At 62.2% G+C, this 26310-nt stretch carries 24 protein-coding genes; 10 read left to right on the top strand and 14 right to left on the bottom strand.

All coding sequences use genetic code 11. The features are described 5' to 3' along the window. Positions 1 to 207: 207 nt before the first annotated feature. From ABJ363_11300 to ABJ363_11290, 3 genes are read right to left on the bottom strand one after another with little or no spacing between them, the layout of a single operon-like run. Complete coding sequence (locus ABJ363_11300; protein ID MEP4379579.1) at positions 208 to 1023, bottom strand: glutathione S-transferase family protein; 816 nt, start codon at positions 1021 to 1023, stop codon at positions 208 to 210. A gap of 11 nt (positions 1024 to 1034) precedes the next feature. Then, positions 1035 to 2027: a Gfo/Idh/MocA family oxidoreductase gene (locus ABJ363_11295; GenBank protein ID MEP4379578.1), complete on the bottom strand. Its 993-nt coding sequence runs from the start codon at positions 2025 to 2027 to the stop codon at positions 1035 to 1037. Positions 2028 to 2067: 40 nt separating this feature from the next. Next, entirely contained in the window at positions 2068 to 3024 is a 957-nt protein-coding gene (locus ABJ363_11290) for a Gfo/Idh/MocA family oxidoreductase (GenBank protein ID MEP4379577.1), read from the bottom strand. 156 nt (positions 3025 to 3180) lie between these two features. Between ABJ363_11290 and ABJ363_11285 the strand changes: the two genes are divergently transcribed. Both ABJ363_11285 and ABJ363_11280 read left to right on the top strand, forming a co-directional pair. Beyond that, the gene (locus tag ABJ363_11285) at positions 3181 to 4218 is read left to right on the top strand and encodes an LLM class flavin-dependent oxidoreductase (GenBank protein ID MEP4379576.1); all 1038 of its coding nucleotides are present in this window, start codon (positions 3181 to 3183) and stop codon (positions 4216 to 4218) included. An 11-nt stretch (positions 4219 to 4229) separates the two neighbouring features. Beyond that, positions 4230 to 4994, top strand: a complete 765-nt coding sequence (locus ABJ363_11280; GenBank protein MEP4379575.1) for a glutathione S-transferase family protein — start codon at positions 4230 to 4232, stop codon at positions 4992 to 4994. Here the strand turns inward: ABJ363_11280 and ABJ363_11275 are convergent. Further along, positions 4931 to 5854, bottom strand: coding sequence for a LysR family transcriptional regulator (locus ABJ363_11275; protein ID MEP4379574.1), 924 nt, complete (start codon positions 5852 to 5854; stop codon positions 4931 to 4933). The two genes, ABJ363_11280 and ABJ363_11275, sit on opposite strands and share 64 nt — an antisense overlap. A 97-nt stretch (positions 5855 to 5951) precedes the next feature. Here ABJ363_11275 and ABJ363_11270 point away from each other — a divergent pair, with 97 nt between their 5' ends. Further along, complete coding sequence (locus ABJ363_11270) at positions 5952 to 6578, top strand: class I SAM-dependent methyltransferase (protein MEP4379573.1); 627 nt, start codon at positions 5952 to 5954, stop codon at positions 6576 to 6578. Positions 6579 to 6584: 6 nt separating this feature from the next. On the opposite strand, the gene ABJ363_11265 is transcribed toward ABJ363_11270, so the two are convergent. Further along, complete coding sequence (locus ABJ363_11265; protein MEP4379572.1) at positions 6585 to 6995, bottom strand: rhodanese-like domain-containing protein; 411 nt, start codon at positions 6993 to 6995, stop codon at positions 6585 to 6587. Between the two features lie 187 nt (positions 6996 to 7182). Here ABJ363_11265 and ABJ363_11260 point away from each other — a divergent pair, with 187 nt between their 5' ends. Further along, a complete protein-coding gene (locus tag ABJ363_11260; GenBank protein MEP4379571.1) occupies positions 7183 to 9360 on the top strand; it encodes a malate synthase G in 2178 nt (725 codons plus the stop codon). Positions 9361 to 9368: 8 nt separating this feature from the next. On the opposite strand, the gene ABJ363_11255 is transcribed toward ABJ363_11260, so the two are convergent. After that, complete coding sequence (locus ABJ363_11255) at positions 9369 to 10820, bottom strand: short-chain fatty acyl-CoA regulator family protein (GenBank protein ID MEP4379570.1); 1452 nt, start codon at positions 10818 to 10820, stop codon at positions 9369 to 9371. 192 nt (positions 10821 to 11012) lie between these two features. Here ABJ363_11255 and aceA point away from each other — a divergent pair, with 192 nt between their 5' ends. Next, entirely contained in the window at positions 11013 to 12317 is a 1305-nt protein-coding gene (aceA, locus tag ABJ363_11250) for an isocitrate lyase (GenBank protein ID MEP4379569.1), read from the top strand. A gap of 73 nt (positions 12318 to 12390) precedes the next feature. On the opposite strand, the gene ABJ363_11245 is transcribed toward aceA, so the two are convergent. Both ABJ363_11245 and ABJ363_11240 read right to left on the bottom strand, forming a co-directional pair. Further along, positions 12391 to 13590 (bottom strand): multidrug effflux MFS transporter, encoded by a 1200-nt coding sequence (locus tag ABJ363_11245; GenBank protein MEP4379568.1) that lies wholly within the window; start codon positions 13588 to 13590, stop codon positions 12391 to 12393. Between the two features lie 8 nt (positions 13591 to 13598). Continuing rightward, complete coding sequence (locus ABJ363_11240) at positions 13599 to 14012, bottom strand: VOC family protein (protein ID MEP4379567.1); 414 nt, start codon at positions 14010 to 14012, stop codon at positions 13599 to 13601. A gap of 146 nt (positions 14013 to 14158) precedes the next feature. On the opposite strand from ABJ363_11240, the gene ABJ363_11235 reads away from it, so the two are divergent. From ABJ363_11235 to ABJ363_11225, 3 genes are read left to right on the top strand one after another with little or no spacing between them, the layout of a single operon-like run. Further along, entirely contained in the window at positions 14159 to 15046 is an 888-nt protein-coding gene (locus ABJ363_11235; protein MEP4379566.1) for a haloalkane dehalogenase, read from the top strand. A gap of 33 nt (positions 15047 to 15079) precedes the next feature. Beyond that, entirely contained in the window at positions 15080 to 15967 is an 888-nt protein-coding gene (locus ABJ363_11230; GenBank protein ID MEP4379565.1) for a haloalkane dehalogenase, read from the top strand. A gap of 48 nt (positions 15968 to 16015) precedes the next feature. Further along, the gene (locus ABJ363_11225) at positions 16016 to 18061 is read left to right on the top strand and encodes a bifunctional aldolase/short-chain dehydrogenase (protein ID MEP4379564.1); all 2046 of its coding nucleotides are present in this window, start codon (positions 16016 to 16018) and stop codon (positions 18059 to 18061) included. 7 nt (positions 18062 to 18068) lie between these two features. On the opposite strand, the gene ABJ363_11220 is transcribed toward ABJ363_11225, so the two are convergent. After that, positions 18069 to 18998, bottom strand: coding sequence for a hypothetical protein (locus ABJ363_11220; GenBank protein ID MEP4379563.1), 930 nt, complete (start codon positions 18996 to 18998; stop codon positions 18069 to 18071). Positions 18999 to 19149: 151 nt separating this feature from the next. Between ABJ363_11220 and ABJ363_11215 the strand changes: the two genes are divergently transcribed. Further along, the gene (locus ABJ363_11215) at positions 19150 to 20832 is read left to right on the top strand and encodes a thiamine pyrophosphate-binding protein (protein MEP4379562.1); all 1683 of its coding nucleotides are present in this window, start codon (positions 19150 to 19152) and stop codon (positions 20830 to 20832) included. Positions 20833 to 20840: 8 nt separating this feature from the next. After that, complete coding sequence (locus ABJ363_11210; GenBank protein ID MEP4379561.1) at positions 20841 to 21401, top strand: HAD family hydrolase; 561 nt, start codon at positions 20841 to 20843, stop codon at positions 21399 to 21401. 1 nt (position 21402) lies between these two features. Here ABJ363_11210 and ABJ363_11205 read toward each other — a convergent pair whose 3' ends face one another. The 5 genes from ABJ363_11205 to ABJ363_11185 all read right to left on the bottom strand — a co-directional run bounded on the left by ABJ363_11205 (position 21403) and on the right by ABJ363_11185 (position 26227). Next, positions 21403 to 22227: a sulfite exporter TauE/SafE family protein gene (locus tag ABJ363_11205; protein MEP4379560.1), complete on the bottom strand. Its 825-nt coding sequence runs from the start codon at positions 22225 to 22227 to the stop codon at positions 21403 to 21405. Between the two features lie 54 nt (positions 22228 to 22281). After that, positions 22282 to 22881, bottom strand: coding sequence for a 2-hydroxychromene-2-carboxylate isomerase (locus tag ABJ363_11200; GenBank protein ID MEP4379559.1), 600 nt, complete (start codon positions 22879 to 22881; stop codon positions 22282 to 22284). After that, positions 22878 to 23762: a polyamine aminopropyltransferase gene (speE, locus tag ABJ363_11195; protein MEP4379558.1), complete on the bottom strand. Its 885-nt coding sequence runs from the start codon at positions 23760 to 23762 to the stop codon at positions 22878 to 22880. The genes ABJ363_11200 and speE overlap by 4 nt, the downstream gene beginning before the upstream one ends. Then, the gene (gene speD / locus ABJ363_11190) at positions 23759 to 24172 is read right to left on the bottom strand and encodes an adenosylmethionine decarboxylase (GenBank protein MEP4379557.1); all 414 of its coding nucleotides are present in this window, start codon (positions 24170 to 24172) and stop codon (positions 23759 to 23761) included. The genes speE and speD overlap by 4 nt, the downstream gene beginning before the upstream one ends. Before the next feature lie 276 nt (positions 24173 to 24448). Next, positions 24449 to 26227 (bottom strand): acyl-CoA dehydrogenase, encoded by a 1779-nt coding sequence (locus ABJ363_11185; GenBank protein MEP4379556.1) that lies wholly within the window; start codon positions 26225 to 26227, stop codon positions 24449 to 24451. Between the last annotated feature and the right edge of the window lie 83 nt (positions 26228 to 26310).

Raw genomic sequence — 26310 nt, 5'->3', positions numbered from 1 at the left:
GGCGGAGTTAAGCGCGTTATATGCCTGTGGTCAACTATTCAAGACACACAACAAAATGTAGCTATAGCTACAAATAAGAAAATGCAAAACCGGCAAGGTTTTCGGAGAACGTTCGTTGGTTGTCCGGATCCACGGGCGGGTCAAAGACCCGCCCCTACCGGCATTTAACCAGGAATGCAGGGGCGGGATTCAAACCCCCCGAAGCGGTCAGTGCAGCAGCTGCGCGACATGCTCGGCACGAAGTTCGCGCAGGCGATCCCGGATGGTCGGCCCGTAGGTCTCCATGTCGGAGAGTTCCTGGGCCGTAAGCCGGTCGCGTATCCCGTCCCTGAAACTCGGCAGCGCGCTGGCGCGCTCCCACCAGGCCTGGACCCGCGGCCGGTCATCGTTCCAGACGTCGAACAGGCCGAGGTAAACCATCCGCGCGGCGTAGGGCATGATGTTGATATCGGCCAGGGTGTAGCGATCGCCGAAGATCCAGTCGCGGCCGTCGCCGAGCGTTTCATCCAGGGTCTTGAACATCTTCTCGTAGGCCGCGATGGCATGCAGGACGAACGGGGATTCCACCCCGTCCTCGTAGGTCGATGTAAAACGCATGCGCCGCCGGGGATCGCCGATATTGTGCAGTCGCTTTTCGCGTTCTTCGGGCGAAAGGGATTTCATTTTCTCGCGGAACATGGCGGAGAAGCTGATCTCGGTCGTGCCTTCGTGCAGGCCCTCATCGACCATCTTGCTCCAGATGCGCATCTGGCTGCGATCATAGGGGTCGTCGGGCGTGAGCTTGGGGTCCGGGTAGACCTCGTCGAGATATTCACAGATCAGGGTGGATTCGCAGATCGGGCGGCTCTCATGGATCAGGGTCGGCACGACGCCCTTCGGGTTCAGCTTCAGATACGCCGGCGAATACTGCTCGCTCTTGAACAGATTGACCTCCCGCGGCTCCCATTCGAGGCCTTTCTCGAAAAGGGTGATCCGTACCTTCTGGGCGCAGACCGAGTTGCCGAACTGATAGAGCGTGATCATGGTGTCTACTCTCAGACCTGGGTTGGCTGCCCGCTGGCGGCCGACTTGGCGATCGCCTCGTGGATCGCGGCGGTGTGGGCCATCTCGTCGGGCGTGAACAGATAGGTTTCTTCGCCCACGCACGCGGCGGCGAAGTTTTCGTCGTTGAGCCTGATCTGGGTGTAGATGCTGCGCTCGGGTAACTCGATCTCGTTCGCGAAGCCGCCTGATTCCTCCGGCGTGCCGGCGCCGAAGCATGTCGTGACTTTCGTCGTGTCCATCCAGCCGTTGGCCCGGGCCCAGCCCTTTGATCCCATCACATGGAGATGCATGGTGGCGGGCGTCGTCATCAGGTTGGCCAGATAACCGGTGATGCCGGATTCGAACTTCACCAGAACGGAGCCCACATCGTTGTCGAGGATGTGGGTCGCGAGCTGGCCATAGACCTCGCGCATCGGGCCGCCATACCAGCACATGATATCGATCATATGCGCGCCGAAATGCACGATGCCGCCCGTCGGTGCCTCCTTGTTCGCGCGCCGCCAGCCTTCGATGCCGATCTGGCCCTGATGGCTGAGATTGGCCTCGATATGGTGGATGTCGCCCAGATCACCGGACTCGATGATCCGCTTGATTTCCTGCACGGCGGGGCCGTAGCGGTAATTGTGGCCGATCCCCAGGGTCAGGCCGGCATCCTTCATGGCGTTTGCGGCGCGCAGACCTTCGGCCTTCTCGAGCGCAAACGGCTTTTCGGTCAGCACATGCTTGCCGGCTGCGGCCCCGGCGACAATCTGGTCGGTATGCTGGCTGTGGGGCGTGACCAGCACAACGGCGTCGATGTCGCGGTCGTTCAGCGCATCCGCATAGTCGGCCGTCAGGGTCAGTTCATGCTCGTCGCAGAAGCCCTGGACGTTTTCCGGCGCCAGATCGACCGCGCGGGTGAACCGGATCTTGTCCGAACCCTTCGTGGCCGTGACATGGTTCTGGCCCCACCAGCCGAGCCCCACGATTGCTGCATTGATCATGCTTTCTTCCCCGCGTTTATCGCCTTGAACCGTACTACCCTCAGGCGACCGGTTCACGCTTTCCGGATTTGATCGACAGCGCCATCGCGTCGAGCGTGGCGACATCGTGGATCATCTGATCGTTCGTGAACCGGTATGGGGCGATGCCGGCGATGGCGTCGGCGAACCCTTCCATGTTGGCGCGGACCGGATTGACGGGATCCAGTTCGATGGTTTTGGGCTCTTCCCCGCGCATGGAGACCAGCAGGCTCGCCGGGCTGGCGACTTTCGCCCAACCCTTGGTGCCGAAGACATTGCCCATGCGATTGTCGCTGGTGACCATGACATTGCCGATATAGGCGGATGCGCCGCATTCGAAGGTCAGCAGCGCCGATGCCGTGTCCCGGGGAATGACCACGTCCAGAGCCTGGGCATAGACCCCCTCGATCGGGCCGACATAGTGCTGGAACAGGTCGAGAAAATGGCTGCCCATGTGCCAGAGGCCGCCGCCGGGAGCTTCGTCGACATTGTGGCGCCATGCGTGCGCACCGGAGAGGCTGTCGTGGGACGTGTTCCCCTCCATGTGCATGATCTCGCCCAGCTCGCCGGCGTCGATCATGTCCTTGATCACGGTCTGCGGGCCGCCGTAGCGCTGATTGTGGCCAAGCCCGAGCATGATGCCGGCAGCCTCCGCGGCCGCGACGGCGCGCTCGGCTTCGGACTTCGACAGGGCGAAAGGCTTTTCTGTAAAGATGTGCTTGCCTGCGGCGGCGCCGGCGACAATCTGGTCGGTGTGCAGGGAGTGCGGCGTAACCAAAATCACCGCGTCGATCGCGTCGTCGGCCAGAACGGCTTCGTAGCTCGGTGCGGTTCGCGCGCCGATCGTATCGGCGGTTTTCTTTGAGAGATCCGGGTCCAGGTCCACGACCGTATCGATACGAATCTTCTCGCTATTCTCATGTGCTCGGATGTGGTTCTGTCCCCACCAGCCAAGCCCGATCAATGCAACATTCAACATTCTGCTTTTCCCCCGAGAGTTTATTTATCATCGCGTGAATGCGGATGAATTGGCCGGCGACATTTCATCCTTCTCACATGTCGAGACGATTGTCTGTCGCCAGTCCAGTATGCGTTCGGGCATGATATTTTGCATCTGGTTTAATGGAGAAATCGCATGAAGTTCGGCCTTTTCGGAAGCGCCCAGGCAAAACGCGGCGGGCCTGACGTCGACAGTGCCAAGGGCTATAACGACTGGCTCGATTTCAATGTCGAGGCCGAACAACTCGGCTTCCACAGCACCTTTGCCGTGGAGCACCATTTCACGGGCTTCGGTCAGGTGTCGGCAACGGTCAACCTGCTGACCTATTTGGCGGCGCGCACGTCGACGATCCGCCTCGGGACCGCTGTATTGGTGCTGCCCTGGCATAACCCGGTGCTTCTGGCGGAACAGGTCGCGACCCTGGACCTCCTGTCCGGCGGGCGTTTCGACTTCGGCGTCGGCAAGGGCTACCGCTTCAACGAGTTCAAGGGTTTCCGGATTCCGATGGAGGATGCCGAGGGCCGGTTCGAGGAATCTCTCAAGATTCTGACCAGGTCCTTCACCGAGGATGATCCCTGGACCTATGAAGGTGATTTCTGGTCGTTCGAGGATGTCATTGTCGAGCCGCCGACGGCGCAGCAGCCCCACCCGCCGTTCTGGATGGGCGCGGGCAGCCCGGCGTCGATCACGAAGGTGGCGGAACGCGGTTACAATCTCTTGCTCGACCAGTTTGCCTCGGTCGACGCGACAATCGAGCGGGTCGAGACCTATCGTACGGCGATCGAGGCCGGGGGTGGCACCTTCAATGCCAGCAATGTCGGCGTGGCGCGCGGGCTCTATGTCGCCAAGGACGCGGCGGACCGCGATGCCGCAATCGAGCGGCGTATTGCGGCCCGACGCCGGGTCGACAATCTCGCCCAGAAACCGGATGGCAGCAACAAGGCGTCGATCATGTCCTATGACGACAGCGTCCAGACGACGGCGGAGGCGGCATTTTTCGGCACGATCGACGAGATCGCGGAGAAGGTCGAACGTTTCCGGCAGGCGGGCGTGAAGTACATGCTCTTTTCCGATGGCGGCTCTGGCATCGAGGGGCTGCGGGCCTTTTCGAAGGAGATCATCCCGGCCTTTGCTGACGGCGACGATGACGCGGCGGCCAAAGCCGCCGAATAGGGGCAGTTACTATGGCTCTCGAGCTCTATCACGCGGCTCATTCGACCTGCAGCCAGAAGGTGCGTATCTGCCTGGCCGAGAAGGGAATCGAGTGGGTCAGCCGCCCGGTTGATTTCTCGACGCGCGGGAACCTGGCACCAGAATATATGGCCATCAATCCCAACGGCGTGGTCCCCGCCTTCGTTCATGACGGCACGCCGATCATCGAGTCGACGGTGATGTGCGAGTATCTGGACGAGGTCTGGCCCGATGTGCCGAGGCTGTCGCCCGACGATCCCAAGAAACGTGCCGAGATGCGGGCCTGGCTGCGTTTCATCGACGAGGTGCCGTCGATGGCGGTGCGCGTCCCGTCTTTCCAGAACGTGTTCCTCGACCGGTTCAAGGAGATGAGCGAGGAAGAGTATGCAGCGTTTCGGGATTCAAACACGTTGCGCCGCGATTTCTTCATGCGCATGAACCAAACCGGCTTCAATGACGACGAGTATGAAAATTCCATGCTCCAGCTGCGCGCCACCGTCGAGCGCATGGAAGAGGCGCTGACCCGGGAGGGCCCGTGGCTGATCGGGGCGCAATTCACCATCGCCGATATCTGCTTGGCGCCATTGTTCGAGCGAATGGAGGAACTGAGCCTGTCGGATATGTGGGACGACGCCCCCGCCGTCACCGACTGGTTCGCGCGTATCAAGGGCCGCCCGTCCTTCGAGGAAGCGTTTTACCCCGGATCCCGATTGGGTGAGGTGTATCCTGAGTTGCGGGAGAAGGCGTCGGCCAGATAGTCAAATACGAGCCGGATGCGCCTGCTGGTGTGCAACTCGCGATGGGTCACCAGCCAAATCGGGAACTGGAACGGGCCAAGCTCCGGCAGCACGCATTCCATTTCGGGCGTAAGCGCCGCCACATCCTTTGCCATCATGCAGATGCCAAGACCCTGTTTCGCCAGCTCCCAGGCGACAACGCCGCTACTCGTGAAAACGCCGAAATTCGCTTCGCTCAGCTCCAGGCCGCTTCCGTTCAGGATCGCGATGAGCTGATTTGTGGACCCGACACCGATAAACGCCGCATCCGTCAGGTCTTCGGGAGAGCCTGGACGCCCGGCTCGGTCAAGATAGTTGCGTGACGCATAGAGGTGGCCGGTTGTTTCTCCTATCAGCTTTGCGATCAGGTCGGGTTGGTCGGGTCGAACATGCCGGATGGCGATATCGGCCTCGCGCCGGTGCAGATCGCTGACCACATTGGAGGCGACCACTTCGATCCGGATACCCGGTGCGTCTTCCCGCAGGGGAGCAAGCAGTGGCGGCAGGAGATAGGCCGACATGACGTCGGTCGCCGAAATACAAACCTCGCCCTCGATCGCCTCAGACTGGCCGGTTGCCGCGAGTGAGACGTCGCTGGCCGCCGCACCCATCGCGCGTACATGGTCGAGCAACTCCAGCCCCGATTGGGTCGCTGTAAGCGAACGCCCGACCCGCTCGAACAGAGTCACACCGAGATTTCTCTCTAGCGCGGCAACCTGCCGGCTGAGGGTCGGCTGGGTCTGTCCGAGCGCCCGCGCGGCCGCAGACAACGATCCTTCCTCTGCCGTCGCGAGAAATGCGCGTGCCTGGTTCCAGTCGAACGAAATGGCCTGCCAATTCATGCATATATGTATATATAAAGAACGAAATTAGGCAATTTATATTCGATCAAAGTATGGGTACATCCGCCGTCTCGAACACTTGCCTTAAGGTCAGACGATGAAAAACGACAGCCGCTTCTGGGACCGGCACGCCGCGAGATACGCGAAAAGCCCGGTCAGTGACGAAGCCTCCTATCAGAAAAAATTAGAGATCACGCGGGCGTATCTTCGCCCCGATTTGGAGGTGTTGGAATTCGGCTGTGGCACGGGATCGACCGCGCTCGTGCATGCGACCTTGGTAAAGCATATTCGGGCGACCGATATTTCACCGAAGATGATCGAGATCGCCCGGGCCAAGGCGGACGCCGCCGAAGTTTCGAATGTCGATTTCGCCGTTGCGGCGATCGATACGCTGGATATGCCGGAAGAGAGCTTCGATGTCGTCATGGGGCACAGCATTCTTCATCTTGTGCGCAACAGGGACGACGTCATCCGCCGGGTTTTCCGGACGCTCCGGCCGGGGGGCGTGTTTGTGAGCAGCACCGTGTGCCTTGGCGAGACCATGAAGTGGTTCAAGTTTATCGGCCCGATCGGGGAATTCATCGGCTTGTTGCCGATTGTCAGGGTGTTTGCACCGCAGGAGCTCGTAACCGGCCTCATGGAAGCCGGCTTCGAGATCGATCACCGATGGCAACCCGGAAGGGGCAAGGCGACGTTCGTCGTTGCGAAAAAGCCGAACGCGTGACGCCGTCTATTTCTTCTCGGGAATCTTGACGTCTTTTTCCTCGGTCGGGCCCTCGGCCTTGACCCAGGCGCCGTAGCCGCCGCGCATGTGCGCCACCGGGGCGAGGCCCATATCGTGCACAGCTTTCGCCGCCAGCGCCGAGCGCAGCCCGCCCGCGCAGTAGAAGATGAACTTCTTGCCGGAGGTGAAGAGTTCCCGGTGGTAGGGGCTTTCCGGGTCGACCCAGAATTCGAGCATGCCGCGGGGCATATGCTGGGCGCCGGGGATCGTGCCGTCGCGCCACAGCTCGCGAATGTCGCGGATATCGACCAGTACGACTTCTTCGTCGTCCTGTACCGCCATGACCTGCTCGACGGTCATGGTCTCGATCTCCTGCTCGGCTTCGGCGCAGAGTTCCTTGATGCCCTTGGTAATCATTGTTGGTCCCTTGGTGGCCTGGCGAATTTTCGCAAACTGTTTGAAAGAGAATATAGCGAATGAACACGATCGGGACTCGAATCCATACCCCTGTTTCGTGCTATTCAGGGACGGAATTCATTGATCGCCCCGACCGGGGCGGAAATTCAGAACATTCAACAGCAGATACGTCATAGGGGCGAGTGTCATGAGTGAAATGGTCCAGGTGGGCAATATCCAGGTTGCCGGCGAACTCTATAACTTCATCAATGATGAGGCGGTGCCGGGAACCGGCATCGAGCCCGATGCCTTCTGGGCCTCTGTCGATGAAATCGTGAATGATTTGGGCCCGCGCAATCGCGAGCTACTGGAAAAGCGCGACGCACTGCAGAGTCAGATCGATGCCTGGCACAAGGCGAACCGCGACAAGGAATTCGATCCGGCGGCCTATCGCGCGTTCCTGGAAGAAATTGACTATCTGGTGCCCGAGGGTGATGCCTTCACCGTCGAGACCGCTAATGTGGATACGGAAATCTCGACAATCGCCGGCCCGCAACTGGTGGTTCCGATTACCATCTCGCGCTACGCGCTGAACGCGGTGAATGCCCGCTGGGGCAGACTGTATGACGCAATCTATGGCACCGACGTCGTCTCCGACGATGGCGGCGCGGAACCGGGCAAGCTCTATAACCCGACCCGTGGTGCGAAGGTCATCGCCCGGGCGCGTGCGCTGCTCGACGAAGCTGCGCCGCTGGAGGCTGGGTCCCATGCGGATTCCATGGGCTATGCGCTTGTCGATGGTGCGCTTTCCGTGACCCTGGCCGATGGATCGACCACGGGCCTCAAGGACCCCAAGGGATTTGCCGGTTACAGGGGGAATGCGGATGCGCCGTCGGCCATCCTCCTGGTTCACAACAACCTTCACCTGGAGATCATGATCGATGCTGGCAGCCTGATCGGCCGGCACGATCCCGCCGGGATCGAGGGTGTGATGCTCGAATCCGCGATTACGACGATCATGGACTTCGAAGATTCGGTCTCGACGGTGGACGCACAGGACAAGGTGCTCGCCTACCGGAACTGGCTCGGGCTGAACAAGGGCAACCTGGTTGCGAAGTTTCAGAAGGCTGGCCTACCGGCCTCGCGCAAGATGGAAAAGGACCGCGTCTATACACAACCCGACGGCAGTACGCTGACGCTCCATGGTCGTTCGCTGATGCTGGTCCGCAATGTCGGCCATCTGACGACCAACGGCATGGTTCTCGACAAGGATGGCAATCAAGCCTTCGAAGGCATTCTCGACGGTATCTTCTCCGCGCTGATGGCGATGCATGACATCAAGGGCAACAGCTCTTACGCCAACAGCCGGACCGGTTCGATCTACATCGTGAAGCCCAAGATGCATGGCCCTGAAGAGGCGGCATTCACCAATGAGTTGTTCGGCCGGATCGAGGATGAACTCGGGCTCGAACGTTATACCCTCAAGGTCGGCATCATGGACGAGGAGCGGCGTACCACCGTCAACCTCAAGGAATGCATTCGGGCGACCAAGAACCGGGTGTTCTTCATCAACACGGGCTTCCTCGACCGGACCGGCGACGAGATGCACACCTCGATGGAAGCCGGCGCCATGATCCGCAAGGGCGACATGAAGGCCGCCCCGTGGATCCAGTCCTATGAGGACTGGAACGTCGATATCGGGCTGGAATGCGGCCTGCCGGGCCACGCCCAGATCGGCAAGGGCATGTGGGCCATGCCGGACCGCATGGCAGACATGATGGAGCAGAAGATCGGCCACCCGATGGCTGGTGCGAACACCGCCTGGGTGCCGTCGCCGACCGCGGCGACGCTACATGCGATGCACTACCATGAGGTCGATGTCGCCGCGCGCCAGGCGGAGCTAAAGTCCCGCGGCCGGGCCAGCCTGGACGATATCCTGTCGATCCCTGTCGCCGACCGGCCGAACTGGCCGGAATCCGATATCCAGGCCGAGCTCGACAACAATGCCCAGGGTATTCTGGGCTATGTGGTCCGCTGGATTGATCAGGGTGTTGGCTGTTCCACGGTGCCGGACATCAATGATGTCGGGCTGATGGAAGATCGCGCTACCTTGCGCATTTCATCGCAGCACATCGCCAACTGGCTGCATCACGGCATCGCGTCGGAAGAACAGGTCATCGAGACCATGAAGCGGATGGCCGGCGTGGTCGACGAACAGAATGCAGGCGACCCGCGTTATCGCCCGATGGCGGCGGATTTCGACGGATCGATCGCCTTCCAGGCAGCCTGCGACCTGGTCTTCAAGGGGCTGGCCCAGCCGAATGGCTACACCGAGCCTATCCTGCACGCGCGGCGTATCGAGGCGAAGGCCAAGTTCGGCGGCTAGCGGGCGTTCTAGGCGTCGTTTTCCGCCGCCGAGACATAGGCCGATACACCGCGCGCGTTGATGTCGGTTGCGAGTGCATGCGCGACGGGCGGAAACGCGCGCTGGGCGCAATCCATGCGCGGACATATCCGGCACGAGATGCCGATCGGGATCGTCCGCTCGGGCCGCTCGAGGTCGATCCCGTCCGCGTAGACCAGGTTCGAGGCATGATCGATCTCGCAGCCCATGCCGATGGCCTGGTAACTGCGCGGCTGGCCATAACCGCCCGTGGCCTTCAACACCGTGCGGGCGATGCAGAAGAAGGTCGCGCCGTCGGGCATCTGGGAAATCTGGACATTGATTGTCCCGGGCTGGAGGAATGCCGCATGTACGTTCCAGCGCGGGCAGGCGCCGCCATGGCGGGGAATATGGATTCCCGACAGCGAGAATCGCTTGGAGATGTTGCCGGCGATGTCGGCGCGCAGAAAATGCAATGGGACTCCCCGATGGCCGGGCCGCTGCAGGTTGGTCAGGCGATGACAGGCCTGTTCGAAGCTGACACCGAACTGATGCTGCAGGAGCTCCACATCGTAGCGCAGGTTCTTCGCCGCCTTGAGGAAGGGGCCGTAGGGCATTAATAGGGCGCCGGCGAAATAATTGGCGAGCGCGATGCGGGCCAGTGTTCGGGCATCGTCGTCGGTGAAATCCCCCTCGTCGATCAGGGCGTCCAGGTCATGTTCGGCGGCGAGCAGGCCGATCTGGTGCGCCGCCTGAAAATTCCGGCTGTCGGCGCGCAGCATGTTCGACAATTCGAGGGTGCGTTTATCGGGGTCGAACCGGCGCACCAGATGCGCCTGTGTCGCGGTCGAATTGGACACCCGGACACCGAAGGTGTTGGACAGGAAGGCGGTCATGGCCACCAGGGGGTCTTCGCCGGACAGGGACGCGTCCTCGTTGACCCGTTTGGCGGCTTCTTCGAGCTCCGGGAAATAGTTCGCGCGCGCCTGCAGAAAGTCCGACACCTGTTCGCTCGGCAGCCTGTCGCTCGGCCGCGCGTCGAGACCGGTTTCGCCGGGCACCGTGATCTCGGCATCGTTGCGCAGGTTCCGGTACCCGTCATAGAGCGCCAGAATGGCCCGTGCGACGGTTGCGTTGGACGTGACCAGGTCACGGACGTCGGCGTTGGTGAGGTCCAGATCCCCGAACAGATCGTCGCCGAAGGCCTCCATCAGGTCGGCATTGAGCCGCCCCTCGTCGCCGTCAGCGATATCGCTCAACTCGAGCTCGAACCGTTCCGCCAGTTTGATCAGCAACGGCACGGTCACATTGCGCCGGTTGTGTTCGATCAGGTTCAGATAGCTCGCGGATATGCCCAGTTCGGTGGCCAACGCGGCCTGGCTCAGGCCCTGCTGCCGGCGCAATCGACGGACGCGTCCGCCCATCTGGGGTTTGTCGGATTGTGCGGTTTCGAGGCTTGTCATCTGAGGCTCGCGATTGACTCTGTTTTCAGTTGCAGCGCAATAACTTTACAAAAAATTACATCTTATCACATTGTATTTCATATATTTATTGCGTTTCGCACATGCATTGTCAATTCTTCACATCAATCGAAACCGAGATTGTACACACCAAGCGAAAAGACGGAGATGACGATGCCTGACGATTTGACCCTCATGCCCAACCAACCCGAAGGCCTGTCCCCGGAGACGGAGGCCTGGCCCGCCCCGGACTGGGCGGCCGACCGCTGGAACGGCATTCGCCGCGATTACACACAGGCCGATGTCGCCCGGCTCAGCGGGTCGGTACGCATCGCCCACACGCTGGCCGATCAGGGGGCGGCGCGTCTTTGGAAGCTGCTCGCGGAAGAGGAGTTCGTCCCGACCCTGGGCGCGTATACCGGCAATCAGGCGGTCCAGCACATTCGGGCCGGGCTCAAGGCCATCTACCTGTCCGGCTGGCAGGTCGCTGCAGATGCCAACTCGTCCGGCCAGATGTATCCCGACCAGAGCCTCTATCCGGTGGACAGCGTTCCCGCGGTGGTCAAGCGCATCAACCAGGCGTTCCAGCGTGCCGATCAGGTGCAGCAGATGGAACATGCCGACGGTGAAGCGTCGACCGACCTCAATTTCTTCGCGCCGATCATCGCCGACGCGGAAGCGGGCTTCGGCGGTTCCCTGAATGCTTTCGAACTGATGAAGGCGATGATCGAGGCGGGTGCGGCCGGCGTCCATTTCGAGGACCAATTGGCATCGGAGAAGAAATGCGGCCATCTCGGCGGCAAGGTCCTGGTCCCGACGGCCACGTTCATCCGCACGCTCAATGCGGCCCGCCTGGCGGCAGACGTGCAGGGGGTCCCGACCATCATCATGGCGCGCACGGACGCCAACGCGGCACAGCTGATCACAAGCGATATCGATGAACGCGATCGCCCGTTCCTGACGGGTGAACGCACGTCGGAGGGATTTTACCGGATCACCGGCGGCCTTGACTGCGCTATTGCGCGCGGCCTGTCCTATGCGCCATATGCCGATCTCATCTGGTGCGAGACGGCGACCCCGAACCTGGATGAGGCGCGGCGCTATGCCGAAGCGATCAAGGCCGAGTATCCCGATCAGATGCTGGCCTACAACTGTTCACCGTCGTTCAACTGGGCGAAACATCTCGATGCCGACGATATGCGCCACTTCCAGCGCGAGATCGCGGCGATGGGCTACAAGTTCCAGTTCGTGACGCTCGCCGGCTTCCACAGCCTGAACTACGCGACTTTCCGCCTCGCCCGGTCCTATGCCGACGAGGGGATGGCCGCCTATTCCCGGCTGCAGGAGCAGGAGTTCGCGGCGGAAGAGGAAGGCTACTCGGCGACGCGCCATCAGCGCGAGGTCGGCACCTCCTACTTCGATGCGGTCTCGACGGCGATTTCGGCCGGTCAGGCATCGACAACCGCCATGGCGGGTTCAACCGAGGCCGAACAGTTCTGATCTGGTCAGGTTGAGGAGAGGAGGCCCGTGGTGTTCGCACTGCGGGCCTTTTTCGTCTATGGGGCCCTTTTGTTTACGACGAGGCCGGCTGCCGCGCCGTGCGCACCAGCATCATGCCCGCACCGGCCAGGGCGCTGACGATGATCAGGGTAATCGCGTAAGGCAGAATGGTATCGAGCGGCAGACGGCTCATGACGAAGGCGATTGCGGCCCCTGTTCCGAGTTGGGTGAAACCCAGGAACGACGAGGCGGAGCCTGCGACGCGCGGATCGACGCCCGTCCCGCCGGCAATCCCGTTGGCGAAGATATAGCCGTTGAAATAGGAGTAGAGCATCACCGGCCCGACGACGGCTGCGATTGCCGCCTGACCGGACAGTCCGAATAATATCAAGCCCGCGACGATTTCACCGATCACGCCCGCGACCAGCACCCGGTCGATGCCAAACCGGCGCACGAGGCGGCTGGCCGTGTAGTTGCCGAGTACGAACTGGGACGTAACCAGCGTCAGACAGACGCTGAACCAGATCGGGTCGAGCCCGCGCGTTTCGATGAGCAGGGCCGGCCCCACCGCGAGAAAACCGAAAAATCCCGATGTCCCAAAGGTGAAGGCAATCGTGTAGCCGATATAAAGGCGCGAGCGAAACAACTGTGCGTAACGCAGGAATATCGTGCCCCAACCATTGGGCTGGCCGCCCGTGAGAGGTCGGGTTTCACGCAGCCAGTAACTCGCGCCGAGCGCCGCCAGCGCAGCCAATATGGTCAAAAACCAGAAGATCCATCGCCAGTCGATCAGGGCATCGATCCCGCCGCCCAGCACGGGTGCGATCGATGGCGCGGTGGATTGCAGCATGGCCACAAACGCCATGACCCGCGCGGCATCGACGCCGCGATGGGTGTCCTGAACGACCGCGCGCGGCACGACCAGGGTGGCGCAGCCCCCCGCACCCTGCAATATGCGCGCGACGATGAGCACCTCGATACTGTTGGCCATGGCCGCGCCGGCACTCGCGAGGCCAAACAGCAGCAAACCGCCATACAAGACCGGCTTCCGGCCGAAACGGTCGGACAGGGGCCCGACGATCAGCTGCGCGGCGGCGAAGCTCATCAGGAACGCCGAGACGGTCAGCTGAGCCTGGGCATAGGGCGTGCCGAACGCCGCCGAGATGGCCGGGATCGACTGGACGTGGATGCTCAGGGCCAGCGGCCCTATAGCGGCGAGAAAGCCGAGGAAGAAGATCGGCGGGATGACGTTGTCGGATGATGTGCTGGACATGCGCGTGGTCAGCCGTCGAGCCAGTCGCTGAAGTATCTGGCGGCGTCGCCGTCGAGCTTTTCGGTGTCGGCCTGGAACAACTCCAGCAGCACGCCGTCCGGGGCCGGGCACATGATGTATTTCCAGGCGCCGAAATCGCGGATGTCACTGCGGAACGCGATGCCGCTGGCACGCAGCCGCGCTTCGAGCGCCTCTAGATTGTCTGTACGAATACCGATGTGATGCACAGCACCCTTGCCGGCGTCGCGCGGTGCTTGCGCATAGAGGTGAAGGCGGCCCGACCCAAGCCGAATGAACACGTTGCGCGCACCGCCGAAATCACCGTCGAATGCGATCTCGGCACCGAGCATCCCGCACCACCAGGCGATGGTCTCGTCGATGTTCGAGCAGAACAGATGCGTGTGGTGGAGGTGTTCGGTCATGAAGAATCGGCTTGGCTGCAGGTTCTTCAGGTTAACACGACAGCGACGCCGGCGAGCGTCCGATAACATGCATGGCAGCTGCGCTTGGACCCGTCGCTCCATCCGCGCATATTGTCGGGAAACCGGTGCTCGGATCGAGGGGGAACATGACCGATATCAGCGCGCGAATGCCGTACGCGAAGAAATTCATCGAAGTGAATGGCCGCCGCATGGCCTATGTGGATGAGGGGGTTGGCGACCCGATTGTCTTCATGCATGGCAACGCGACCTCGTCCTACATGTGGCGCAACATCATGCCCCATCTCGAAGGGTTGGGGCGCCTGATCGCAATCGACAATATTGGTCAGGGCGATTCCGACAAGTTGCCCGACAGTGGGCCGGACAGCTACATGATCCCGGAGCACCAGATCTATATCGACGGGGCGTTCGCCGCACTCGGTGTCGAAAAAGACGTCACCCTGGTAATGCATGACTGGGGCGGCACGCTGGGCCTGTCCTGGGCCGAACGGCACCCGGATGCGATCAAGGGTCTGGCCCATTGCGAGATCGTGGTCGCCAACCATGCGAGCTACGATTCCTATACCGACGGGCACGGTGAACGGGTGAAGCGTGCGCAGGGACCGGACGGGGAGGCGCTGGTCCTCGAAGACAATTTTTTTGTCGAGAATGTCTTTACCGGCGGCGTGATCCGCGAGGTCGATGCCGCGACGATGGCCGAAATCCGTCGCCCGTATGAAGCGCCCGGCGAGGCTCGCCGCCCGACCCTGTCATGGGTGCGGCAGATTCCGATCGGCGGCAAACCCGCATTCGTCGCGGCGCTGTCGGAAAGGCTGTCGGCATGGGTCGGTACGATCGACTGCCCCAAGCTCTTCATCGAGGCGGACCCCGGCCAGATCATCGTCGATCGTGACCTCGACATCATCAACAGCTGGACGAACCAGTCACGAATCAAGGTGCGGGGGCTGCATCATCCCCAGGAAGATTCACCCGATGAGATCGGCCAGGGGCTCGCGAAATGGTACGCTGCAATCTGAACGCGCCAGCAAGGACCCGGTAAGGACATCAATATGAATGAAATCAGCCCGCGCATGCCCTACGCGAAGGCCTTCGTCGAGGTGAACGGCCAGAAAATGGCCTACGCCGAGCACGGAACCGGGGATCCCATTGTGTTTCTCCACGGCAACGCCACCTCGTCCTATATGTGGCGCAATATCATGCCCCACATGGAAGGCCGGGGCCGGCTGATCGCGATCGACAATATCGGCCAGGGCGATTCCGCGCGGCTGCCAGATTCCGGTCCCGGCAGCTACACGCTGGCCGAGCACCAGACCTACATCGACGGCGCGCTCGATGCGCTCGGCGTCACCGACAATGTGACCTTCGTCATGCATGACTGGGGCGGGCCCCTCGGCATGAGCTGGGCACATCGCCATGCGGACAGGATCAAGGCGCTTGCCTATAGCGAGGTCCTGGCCTGCAACCATGAGAGCTACGACGACTATCCCAACGCCGTGGGAGATATGCTCAAGATGTTGCGGACGGCAGAGGGCGAGCGGCTGGTGCTGGAGGAGAATTTCTTCGTCGAAAAGGTCTTCACCGCCGGCGTCATTCGGGACGTCGACGAAGAAACGATGGCCGAGATACGGCGCCCCTATAAAGAGCCCGGCGAGAGCCGTCGTGCGACGCTTACCTGGCCGCGCCAGATCCCGATCGAGGGCGATCCTGCCGACGTCGCCGCGCTGATGGAAACCCTCTCGGCGTGGATGCAGACCAACAACCTCCCGAAACTGTTCATCAATGTCGATCCCGGACAGATCGTTTTCGAGCGTGACCTCGAGGTATTTCGTTCCTGGTCGAACTTTGAAGAGGTGGTCGTGCGCGGGCGACATCATCCCCAGGAAGATTCGCCCCATGAAATCGGCAAGGCGCTTGCCGCCTGGTACGACGCCCTATAATCGGTTTTTGCAGTCGAATCCGGTCAACCTGTTCAGGGCAACGCCATTATGAAAAATCTCTGGTCCGACCGCGACGCCCGGGCGTTTGTCCGCCGCTATGGCGCGCAGGGGGTGAACGCGGATATTGCCCGGCGGGTCTATACGACACGCCTGCTGGGGGGTGATCCGCGCCTGGTATTGCACGGCGGTGGCAACACGTCGGTCAAGACGGTCGCGGCGGATATCACCGGAGAGCAGCTTGATGTGCTGTGCGTCAAAGGCAGCGGCTGGGATATGGGCGATATCGAGCCGCCGGGGCTGCCCGCCGTACGCCTCGACCCGTTGCGTGCGTTGCGCGGGCTGGACCATCTGGGCGACGAAGAGATGGTCAACGTCCAGAGGCACAATCTGCTCGATTCAAAGGCGCCAAATCCATCGGTGGAGACGCTGCTCCATGCGTTTCTGCCGCACAAGTTTGTCGATCACACGCATTCGACTGCGGTGCTGGCCCTGACCGATCAGCCGGACGGCGCAAAAATATGCCGTGACCTGTTTGGCGATCGCGCCGCGCTGGTGCCCTACATCATGCCGGGTTTCGCGCTGGCCAAGGCTTGCGCGCGGGTTCAGGCGAAGCACGCGGGGGTCGAAGGCCTGATCCTGCTCAAGCATGGCATCTTCACCTTCGGCGAAAGTGCCGAGGAAGCCTATGGGCGTATGGTCGAACTCGTCAGCCTCGCCGAGCGTCGTCTGAAGACCGGGCGGCGCAATCCTGTGTTTACGCCGCCGCGCCATGCGCCTCGCGTGGCGAAGGCGGCCGATATCGCCCCGCGTCTCCGCGGCATGCTGGCGCAAGCGCGCGGGGAAGACCCGGTGCGGTTCGTCATGACATTCCGCACCAGTCCCGCGATCCGGCGGTTTGTCTCCGACCCGGCCGTGAAGCGCTACAGCCAGCAGGGTACGGTGACACCCGATCACGCGATCCGGATCAAGCCGAAGCCGGTCATTCTGCCGCTGCCGGTGCGTGACGACCTGGACGGGTTTTTCAACGGCGCGGCGAGGGCCATCGCCCGCTACGAGACCGCCTATCACGGCTACTTCAAACGCCGGAACGATCCGGCCGACCCGCGCACGCCGCTCGACCCGGCGCCGCGCGTGTTGCTGGCGCCGGGGCTGGGTTTCTTCGCCGCCGGCGTGAACGCCGGGGCGGCGGACGTGGCCGCGGATGTGTACGAGAACAATATCGAGGTCATTACCGACGCCGAGGCGATCGGACGGTTCCGGTCGATTTCGGAAGCCGAGACATTCGCGATCGAACACTGGTCGCTCGAGCAGGCCAAACTCGGTTCGGCGAAGGAAAAGCCGCTCGCCCGCCGGATCGTCGTGATCACCGGGGCGGGGGGCGCTATTGGCCAGGCCACCGCGCGCGCCTTCGCCGCCGCCGGCGCCGACGTGGCGCTTCTCGATTTGGACCGGCGCGTGACCGGGCCTCTTGCCGACGAGTTGCGCGGCCTGGCCGTTGCCTGTGACGTGACGCGGGATGCGGATGTGAAGCGCGCCTTCGCGGCAGTATGCGAACGCTTCGGCGGGGTCGATATCCTGGTGTCGAATGCCGGGGCGGCGTGGCAGGGACGGATCGGTGATGTCGACGAGAAGACCCTGCGTGAGAGTTTCGAGCTGAATTTCTTTGCCCATCAGCGGGTTGCCCAGGCGTCGACCGCGGTCATGCGCGCCCAGGGCACGGGTGGCGTGTTGCTGTTCAACACGTCGAAGCAGGCTGTTAATCCGGGCAGGGATTTCGGTCCGTATGGCTTGCCGAAGGCCGCCACGCTCTTCCTCTCGCGCCAGTACGCGCTTGATCATGGCGCTGACGGCATACGGTCCAACGCCGTGAATGCCGACCGGATTCGTAGCGGCCTCCTGACGGACAAGATGGTGCGCGCCAGGTCGAATGCGCGGGGGCTGTCGGAAGAGGCGTATCTGGCAGGGAACCTGCTCGGCCGTGAAGTCCGGGCCGAGGATGTCGCGCAGGCGTTTGTTGACTTGGCGCTGGCGGACAAGACAACAGCCGCCGTGCTGACGGTGGACGGCGGGAACATCGAGGCTGCCCTCAGATGACCGTTTTCTAGGCTCCGAGTTTCTCGATGCCTTTGCGCAGTGTGCCCAGCTGCGCGTCGCTCGCTTCGGCGCCGAACATGGCCTGCAGGACCGCGAACCGGCACTCCAGGGCGTAGATGCGTCCGTCATGGATCTTGAGCTCCGATGCGCTACGCTGCTGGACTGCCTCTGCGAGAAGCCGAGACCTGCCCGCCGGGGCCAGCAGGTCGCAGACGACGCTCTGCGCGGGAAAGAGCGCCGCGCTGCCGACGGCGGCATTGGTGCCATACTCGCCTTCGCTGGCGTTGATGACGGCGCTTCGTGGCGGCAATAGCGCCAATAGCCGGTCATGTTCCGTGGGGCTTTCCACATGGCGAATTTCGAGTTCGCCCTGGTTGACGCGGTTCTCGATGCGCTGGCGGACGTCCGCCAGGCCCTTTGAATCCGTGCTGGCGATGGTCACTTTCTGCGGCTTGGCATCACAGGCCCCTGTCGCGACGGCGGCCGCGACGGCACGCGCATCCGGACCGGCGCCCAGGATCAGAATTTCCGGGGTATCGCCCGGCAGGATTCGGTTTGCCGCGCGGACAGCAGCGTCAAGGCGCGGTGCGGCGGCGCGAAGCTGGCCCGGTTGGCGCACGACCACACCGACTTCGCCGAGAAGCAGGCTGGCGTCGTCGATCTCATCGTAGGCGTCGCTGGATTCGTCGAGAAATTGCGATTCCTGACCGGTGATGAACGCGCCCCGCGCATTGTATTCGTCCTGCAGGAATTCGAGGATTGCGCTGCGATCTGCCGGGCTGACATCGGCCGCGGTCACGACAGCCTCAACGTCGCAGGGGCCGCTCTTCAGGGTCTTCAGGCACAATTCGATCAGCGTGCGGAAGGTCGCATCGACCTGCCTTTCACCCACCACATAGACCGCGGGACCCTTGGGCGAAGATGGAATCGTTACCATGAAAATACGCGGCCTTTCTGGCGGCAGACCAAACTCACTCCTACAATGATACTACCACGTCCGGTTTTCCGGCGCGGTGCAAGATGATATTCTCAACGGAAGGAGAACCGGATCGTGAACTCCTGAGATATTCGAATATTATCAAACAGTTGTGGCAGAGGGCGAATTGCGCACGGGTGGTCAGATTTTGGTCGATACCTTGGTTCTGCACGGGGTCGACACGGTTTTTTGTGTGCCCGGCGAGAGTTATCTCGCCGCGCTGGACGCATTGTATGACGTTCGGGATTCGGTTCGTGTTATCACCTGCCGGCATGAGAACGGCGCGGCATACGCCGCCGAGGCATATGGCAAGCTAACCGGCAAGCCGGGCATCGCCTTTGTCACGCGCGGACCCGGGGCGTGCAACGCCAGCATCGGTGTACACACGGCGTTGCAGGATTCCTCGCCGATGATTCTGTTCGTGGGGCAGGTGCCGCGCGAGTTTCGCCACCGCGAGGCATTCCAGGAGATCGATTTCGAGGCGATGTTCGCACCTGTCGCCAAATGGGCGGTCGAGGTGGACGACGCTGCGCGCATGCCCGAGATCACGGCGCGGGCCATCGCCGTCGCGGCGGGCGGGCGGCCAGGCCCGGTGGTGGTCTCACTGCCGGAAGACATGCTGACCGACGAAGTGGATGTGCCCGACGCGAGGGTTTCGGCCCATGCGTCACCGGAGCCGAGCGACGATGATATCGCACGTGTCCGCGATCTCCTGTCCGCTGCCGAGCGCCCGCTGGTGATCTTTGGCGGCGGCGGCTGGTCGGCCGGGATATGCGCCGAGTTGGAGGCGTTCTGCGAATCGAATGGCCTGCCGGCCGTGTCTTCTTTTCGGGTCATGGATATCTTCAACAACGACCATCCGAATTTCGTCGGTGAACTCGGCTACAACACCAATCCGAAGCTCACCCAACGTGTGCGCGATGCGGATCTCCTGTTGGTTATCGGCGCCCGGCTGGGCGAGACGACATCCCAAGCCTATACCATCGTGAAAGCCCCGCGACCGGACCAGACCCTGATCCATGTCTACCCCGATCATACCGAGCTCGGGCGGGTGTTTCAGGCCGATTTGCCAATCGCGTCGGGGATGGGCGCATTCGTGTCGAAGGCGCGGCGGCACCTTCATCTCGACCCGGACAGATGGGCCGGATGGCTCAGCGACGGGCGCAAGGACTTCGACGCCTGGACCGTACCGACCGACGTGCCGGGGCCATTGAACCTGGCGGAATTGTTCGTTCAGCTCCGGGATATTCTGCCCGACGACGCCATCATCACCACCGATGCCGGCAACTTCGCCGGCTGGACCAGCCGCTTCTTCAAGTTTCGGAAATACCGGACCCAGCTGGGACCGGCGAACGGATCCATGGGTTATGGCATGCCGGCGGCAATCGCGGCCAAGACCGCCTGCCCGGACGTGCCGGTGATTTGCTACGCCGGTGATGGCGGAATCCTGATGACCGGCAATGAGCTTGCAACGGCAGTCCAGCATGATCTGCCGATTGTGTTGATCATCGCCAACAACAGCATGTACGGCACGATCCGGATGCATGAGGAGCGCGAATACCCGGGCCGCGAAATCGCGACCCATCTCCGCAACCCCGATTTCGTCGCCTGGGCCGAGGCCTTCGGTGCACAGGGCGAGCGGGTGAAGGCGACCGGGGAATTCGGCCCCGCGATGGAGCGGGCGCTCGCGGCGGGCCGGCCTGCGGTGATCGAGCTGGTCGTCGATCAGGAGCTGATTGCGAGCAACTTCACGCTCACGCAGCTGCGCGAGCGCGCGCAGAAAGCGGCCGAGTAGTCCCATACATGCCGCAGGAACAGGTGAAGGCTCTTTTTCTGGACCGCGACGGGGTGATCAACGTCGACAGCGGCTATATCTGGCGGATCGAGGACTTCATCTTCCGTGAGGGCGTCTTCGAAGGATGCCAGGCAGCCCGGGATATGGGGTATCTGCTGGTTGTGGTGACCAACCAGGCCGGGATTGGCCGGGGGCTTTATACCGAACAACAATTCCATGCGTTGACCGCGTGGATGGAAGGTCAATTCCGCGAGCGCGGTATCGAGATTGCCCGCACCTATTTTTCACCCACGCACCCCGAGGAAGGGATCGGCGTGTACAAGCGGGAATCGCCGGACCGGAAGCCGGGTCCCGGCATGCTGTTCAAGGCGCGCGACGCGTTCGATATCGACATGGCCGCGTCCGCCATCGTCGGTGACCGCGAGACCGATATAGAGGCGGGTATCAACGGGGGTGTCGGGGTGCGTCTGCTGATAGAGGGCACCGAAGATACCGCGGGCACCCGCGCGGACGCGGTGGTGGGTTCGCTCGCCGATGCGGTGTCCTGGCTCGGCAAGCGAACGGACTGATCTAGGCCAGGAACAGGGCCACGAGCATCCGGGCCGACGTGGCAAACAGAAACAGGGCAAACAACAGCTTGAGGGCGCGTGCACTCAGTCGATGCGCCAGCCTGACCCCGAGGGGTGCCGTCAGCGACGTGAAGGGTGCGATCAGGATCAGGCCCAGCAAGTTCACATGGCCGACGCTGGCCTCGGGCAGAGCCGGGATGCCCCAGCCGGTTGCCACGAATCCGATGGTCGCCGGCAGCGCGATCACCAGGCCGATTGCCGCCGCCGTTCCGACCGCGCGGTGCACGGGAAATCCGAAGGCATTGAAGTAGGGCACGCACAGGGTGCCACCGCCGATCCCCATCATCGCCGACAGACCGCCGATGAGAAAACCGGACGAACTTCCGGTCATCCCGGCTGGCAGGGAGTCGCGAATGCGGAAATCCGCCGATGTGGTTGCCATGTAGATGGCGACGGTGAGCGCGACAAAGGCGAACACCATGCTGAGGACCGGCCCGTCGACAGCGCCGGCAATCAGTGTGCCGGCGACGGAGCCAAGCAGAATCCAGACTCCCCATTTCTTGAGCAGATCGGTATCGACGGCACCGCGCCGGTGGTGGGACCGCGCCGAGATCAGGGATGTGATGACGATGCTGGCCAGCGACGTACCAACGGCCACATGCATGCGCACCGAATCGTCGATCTCGATGAGGCCAAGCATCGTGAACAGCACCGGGACGACGATGATACCGCCGCCGACACCGAGCAGGCCCGCGAGGATGCCCGCGATGCAACCGGTGACAATCAAGACACCGGCGAGCGGCGCCAGTTCCAGAAACAGGTCCATGCAACAGTAAATCCCCACGCGGGCCTTTCGCGCAAGGGGGGTGTCGGGTCGCCGTTACGCGGACAGGCGCCAGTCCATCATCTCGATTCTGTCCTGTCCGAAGAACAGTTCGCCATCGACCACGAAGGACGGCACACTCCAGGCGCCGTCGGCCAGCGATTCGTCCGTGTTGGCCTGTAGTTCGGCCGTGACCGAATCTGATTCGGCCGCCGCGACGAGGGCCGCGCCGTCGAGACCCACACCGTCGGCGATGGCCGCGACCTCGTCGGGATCGCCGATATTCCTTTCATCAACCCAGCACCCGCGTGCCAGCGCGCGCGTGATGTCGTGCATGTCCGCACCGGCCTGCCCGGCGGCGATGATCACGCCCGATGACAGGAGGAACGGTGCGGGGAAATGCTTCGGTTTGGAATTGATGGGGACGCCGCGCCATTCGGCCCAGCGGGGCAGTTCGATGAGCCGGTAGGCCTGGAGCACCTCGGGCCGGTCGCCGAGCGGCCGACCGGCGCTCGTTTTCTCCCATTGCTGCCCCACATGGGTGGGTTTGTAGGCGATTTCGCGCCCATGCTTGTCGGCCAGGGCCTTCAGCGCATCGACGGCCATGTAGGACCAGGGCGAAATACAGGCATAGTAGAACTTGATCGGATCACTCATCGGGCGGCCTCCACATATTCGGCGATGTATGTCGGCAGCGCGAATGCGCCGACATGAAGATCGGCATTGTAGTAACGCGTGTTGATATCGGCCTGTTCGGCGCGCGCGGCAAGCACGCCGGCGCTGAATTTGCGCAAACCTGAATTGTCCGAGCCCCAACCAAATGCCATGAAACCGCCGATATAGGTCGGCACCGGCGCGATATACGCGCTGGAATCGGCAAAATGCTCGCCCAGGCGGCGCACGGTGGTGGTCAGCTCGCTCCCCTGGATCATCGCCACGCCGCTTTGGGTCACGATGACGCCCCCTTCCGTCAGCCGCGCCTTGCAGCCGCCGTAGAATTCGCTGGTGAACAACACCTCACCGGGACCGATCGGGTCTGTGGAGTCGACGATGATCACATCGAAGCGCTGGTCCGTTTCGGCGATGAAGCGCGCGCCGTCGGCGATCACGAGATTGGCGCGCGGATCGTTGAACGCGCCGTCTGAAATCGAGGGCAGGTGTGTGGTGCAAAGTTCCACGACCGAAGCGTCGATCTCGACCATCGTGACCCGGTTGATCGGGTGGCGCAGTGCCTCGCGCAGGATACCCCCGTCGCCGCCGCCGACGATGCAGATTTCCCGTGCATTGCCATGGGCCAGAATCGGCACGTGGGTCAGCATCTCGTGATAGATGAATTCGTCGCGCTCGCAGACCTGCATGATCCCGTCCAGCGCCATGACGCGGCCCCATTGGGCTGTCTCGTATATCACCAGGTCCTGATGCGCGGTTTTCTCGCGGAAGACGACAGACTCGATTTCCACACCCAGCTGTAGCCCGACCCCGAGCGGCTCGTCGAACCATGCCCAGCCGATTTCGGAACCGTTATCCGCGTCGCTCAAGCCACCACGCCCCGGCGGGTTTCGTTCATTGTGACGGATTTCGCGTTGAAGGCCGATTTCAGGAGCGGAACGGAGTTATGCGGGTTGCAGGAACCGCACATGAATACGTCGATGGCCGCATAGTCGCGTTCCGGCCATGTGTGGATCGAAATATGGCTCTCGGCAAGAATTGCCACACCCGACACGCCGCCGGAGTCGGAGAATTGATGAAGTCGCACGTCCAGTACGGCCGCCGCTGCCGCGTCGGCCGCCTTGCGCAGGGCGTGTTCGATGTAGTCGATATCCGTCAGATGCTCGGCACCCCATAAATCGACGAGCAGATGCCGCCCGGCGAATGTGACGCCGTTCTCGTGGATGAAGTAGTCGGTGAGTTCGGCCGGTTCTGCGGCCGCAGACGCGTTGATTGCCATCCTCGGTTGCTCCAGAAGGCGTGTGTCGGGCCGGTGCTTTTTAGTGAAATTCTCGAGCCGTGCAACAACCAAAATACACGGCTTGGCCGACAGACTGTCCGGTCGGATCGGTGCCGGGAAATCGATTTGGGAATTTGGGGGTGGGGCGGTAGTCCGACACTGTCGGACTACCGCCCCGGAGGGGAAGCTTGCTTCCTGGGTAAGGGAGCAATGAGGTCAATCTATCCGACAGCAGGACGGCGCGATGTGATGCCCGTCACAGGGGCGAAAAAATTTCTAGAAACGATCTTCTGCCAGCGCCATAACCGAATCGCCGCCCCGGGTGATCGTCTCCAGATGCATGGTGGCACGGGGCAGGATGTGGTCGGCATAGAACCGCGCGGTGATTCCCTTGGACTCCAGGAATTCCGGGCTTTCACCGCTCGCGGCACCGTTCTTCGCGGCGAGTGCAGAACGGGTCATCAGCCAACCGCCGACGACGGTGCCGGCCAGATGCAGGAAGGCGTGGGCGCCGGCGAATTTTCGGTTCACATCGTTGTTGGCGGGGTCGAGCATCCATTCCGAAGCATGACGCAAGGTCCGGTTGGCATCCTTCTGCGCGGCAATGATGGTCGCGATCTCCGGATCGTCCGAATCGGGTATCTCGTCGATTTCGTCGAGCAGTTCCTCCATTGCAGCCCCGCCGTCACGCAGGAGTTTGCGGCCGAGCAGGTCGATTGCCTGAATGCCGTTGGTGCCCTCATAAATCGGGGCGATGCGCGAATCGCGAAAATACTGCGCCGCACCGGTTTCCTCGATGAAGCCCATGCCGCCATGCACCTGTACGCCGGTCGACGCGATGTCGACGCCCAGATCGGTGCACCAGGCCTTGACCACGGGGGTCAGGAGGTCGGTGCGTCGCTGGTTGTAACCGCGCGTCTCGGCGTCGCCGTGATGGCGTGAACGGTCCAGCGCGGAGTTCGTGTAATAGGCCAGCGCCCGCATGGCCTCGGTCTGGGCCCGCATGGACATCAGCATGCGGCGCACATCCGGGTGCTGGATGATCGTCACGGAGTCTCCGCCGCTCGCGACCGGCGCGGACTGGACCCGCTCGCGGGCATAGGCCACGGCGTGCTGGTAGGCGCGCTCCGCGACCGCGACACCCTGCAGGCCGACATTGAGGCGCGCGTTGTTCATCATCGTGAACATGCAACGCAGCCCGTCATGCTCCTCGCCGATCAGATACCCGACGGCGCCGTCGCTATTCTCGCCATAGGCCATGACACAGGTCGGGCTCGCATGGATGCCCAGCTTGTGCTCGAGACTGATGGCGTGGGCGTCGTTGCGTTCGCCCAGCGAGCCGTCGTCGTTGACGAGGAACTTCGGCACAAGGAAGAGGCTGATGCCCTTCACACCCGGCGGCGCATCGGGCAGGCGGGCGAGCACGAGATGGATGATGTTGTCGGTGAAGTCCTGCTCGCCATAGGTGATGAAAATCTTCGTGCCCTTGATCCGGTAATGGTCGCCCTCGCGCTCGGCGCGGGATTTGAGCAGGCCGAGATCGGTACCCGCCTGAGGCTCGGTCAGGTTCATGGTGCCGGTCCACTCGCCAGAGACCAGTTTTTCAAGAAATGTCGCCTTGAGGTCGTCTGAACCATGCGCAATCACGGACTCGATCGCGCCGATGGTCAGTAGTGGGCACAGGGACCAGGCGAGGTTCGAGGATTGCCACATCTCCTGCAGCGCTGTGGTGATTGTCCATGGCAGACCCATGCCGCCATGCTCCGGCTCGAACGGGGTTCCGTTCCAGCCGCCCTCGACAAACGCCTGATAGGCCTCCTTGAAGCCGTCTGGTGTTTTGACGTCGCTGCCCGACAGCGTCGATGTCTGCTGGTCACCTGTTTGGTTCAGCGGGGCAACGACCTCTCCCGTGAAACGCGCGGATTCATTGAGGATCTGCTCTACCAGATCGCTGGTTGTCTCCGTGAATGCCGGGAGGGCGCGCAGGCCGTCCATGTCGCAGAGATTCTCGAGAACGAACTGCATGTCCTGCACGGGTGCGTTGTAGTCGGACATCAGACGTATTCCTCGGCAATCGAGCGTTGCTCACAAACTGGTCATCGGCTGACATGATACGGGGCAAACTGGAGTAACGGAAC

The organism is Alphaproteobacteria bacterium (assembly GCA_039980135.1).
In the GTDB taxonomy this organism is placed as follows: domain Bacteria; phylum Pseudomonadota; class Alphaproteobacteria; order UBA6615; family UBA6615; genus UBA8079.
Note: the sequence above shows the minus strand (reverse complement) of the source record. Positions and strands in the feature narration are given on the sequence as shown.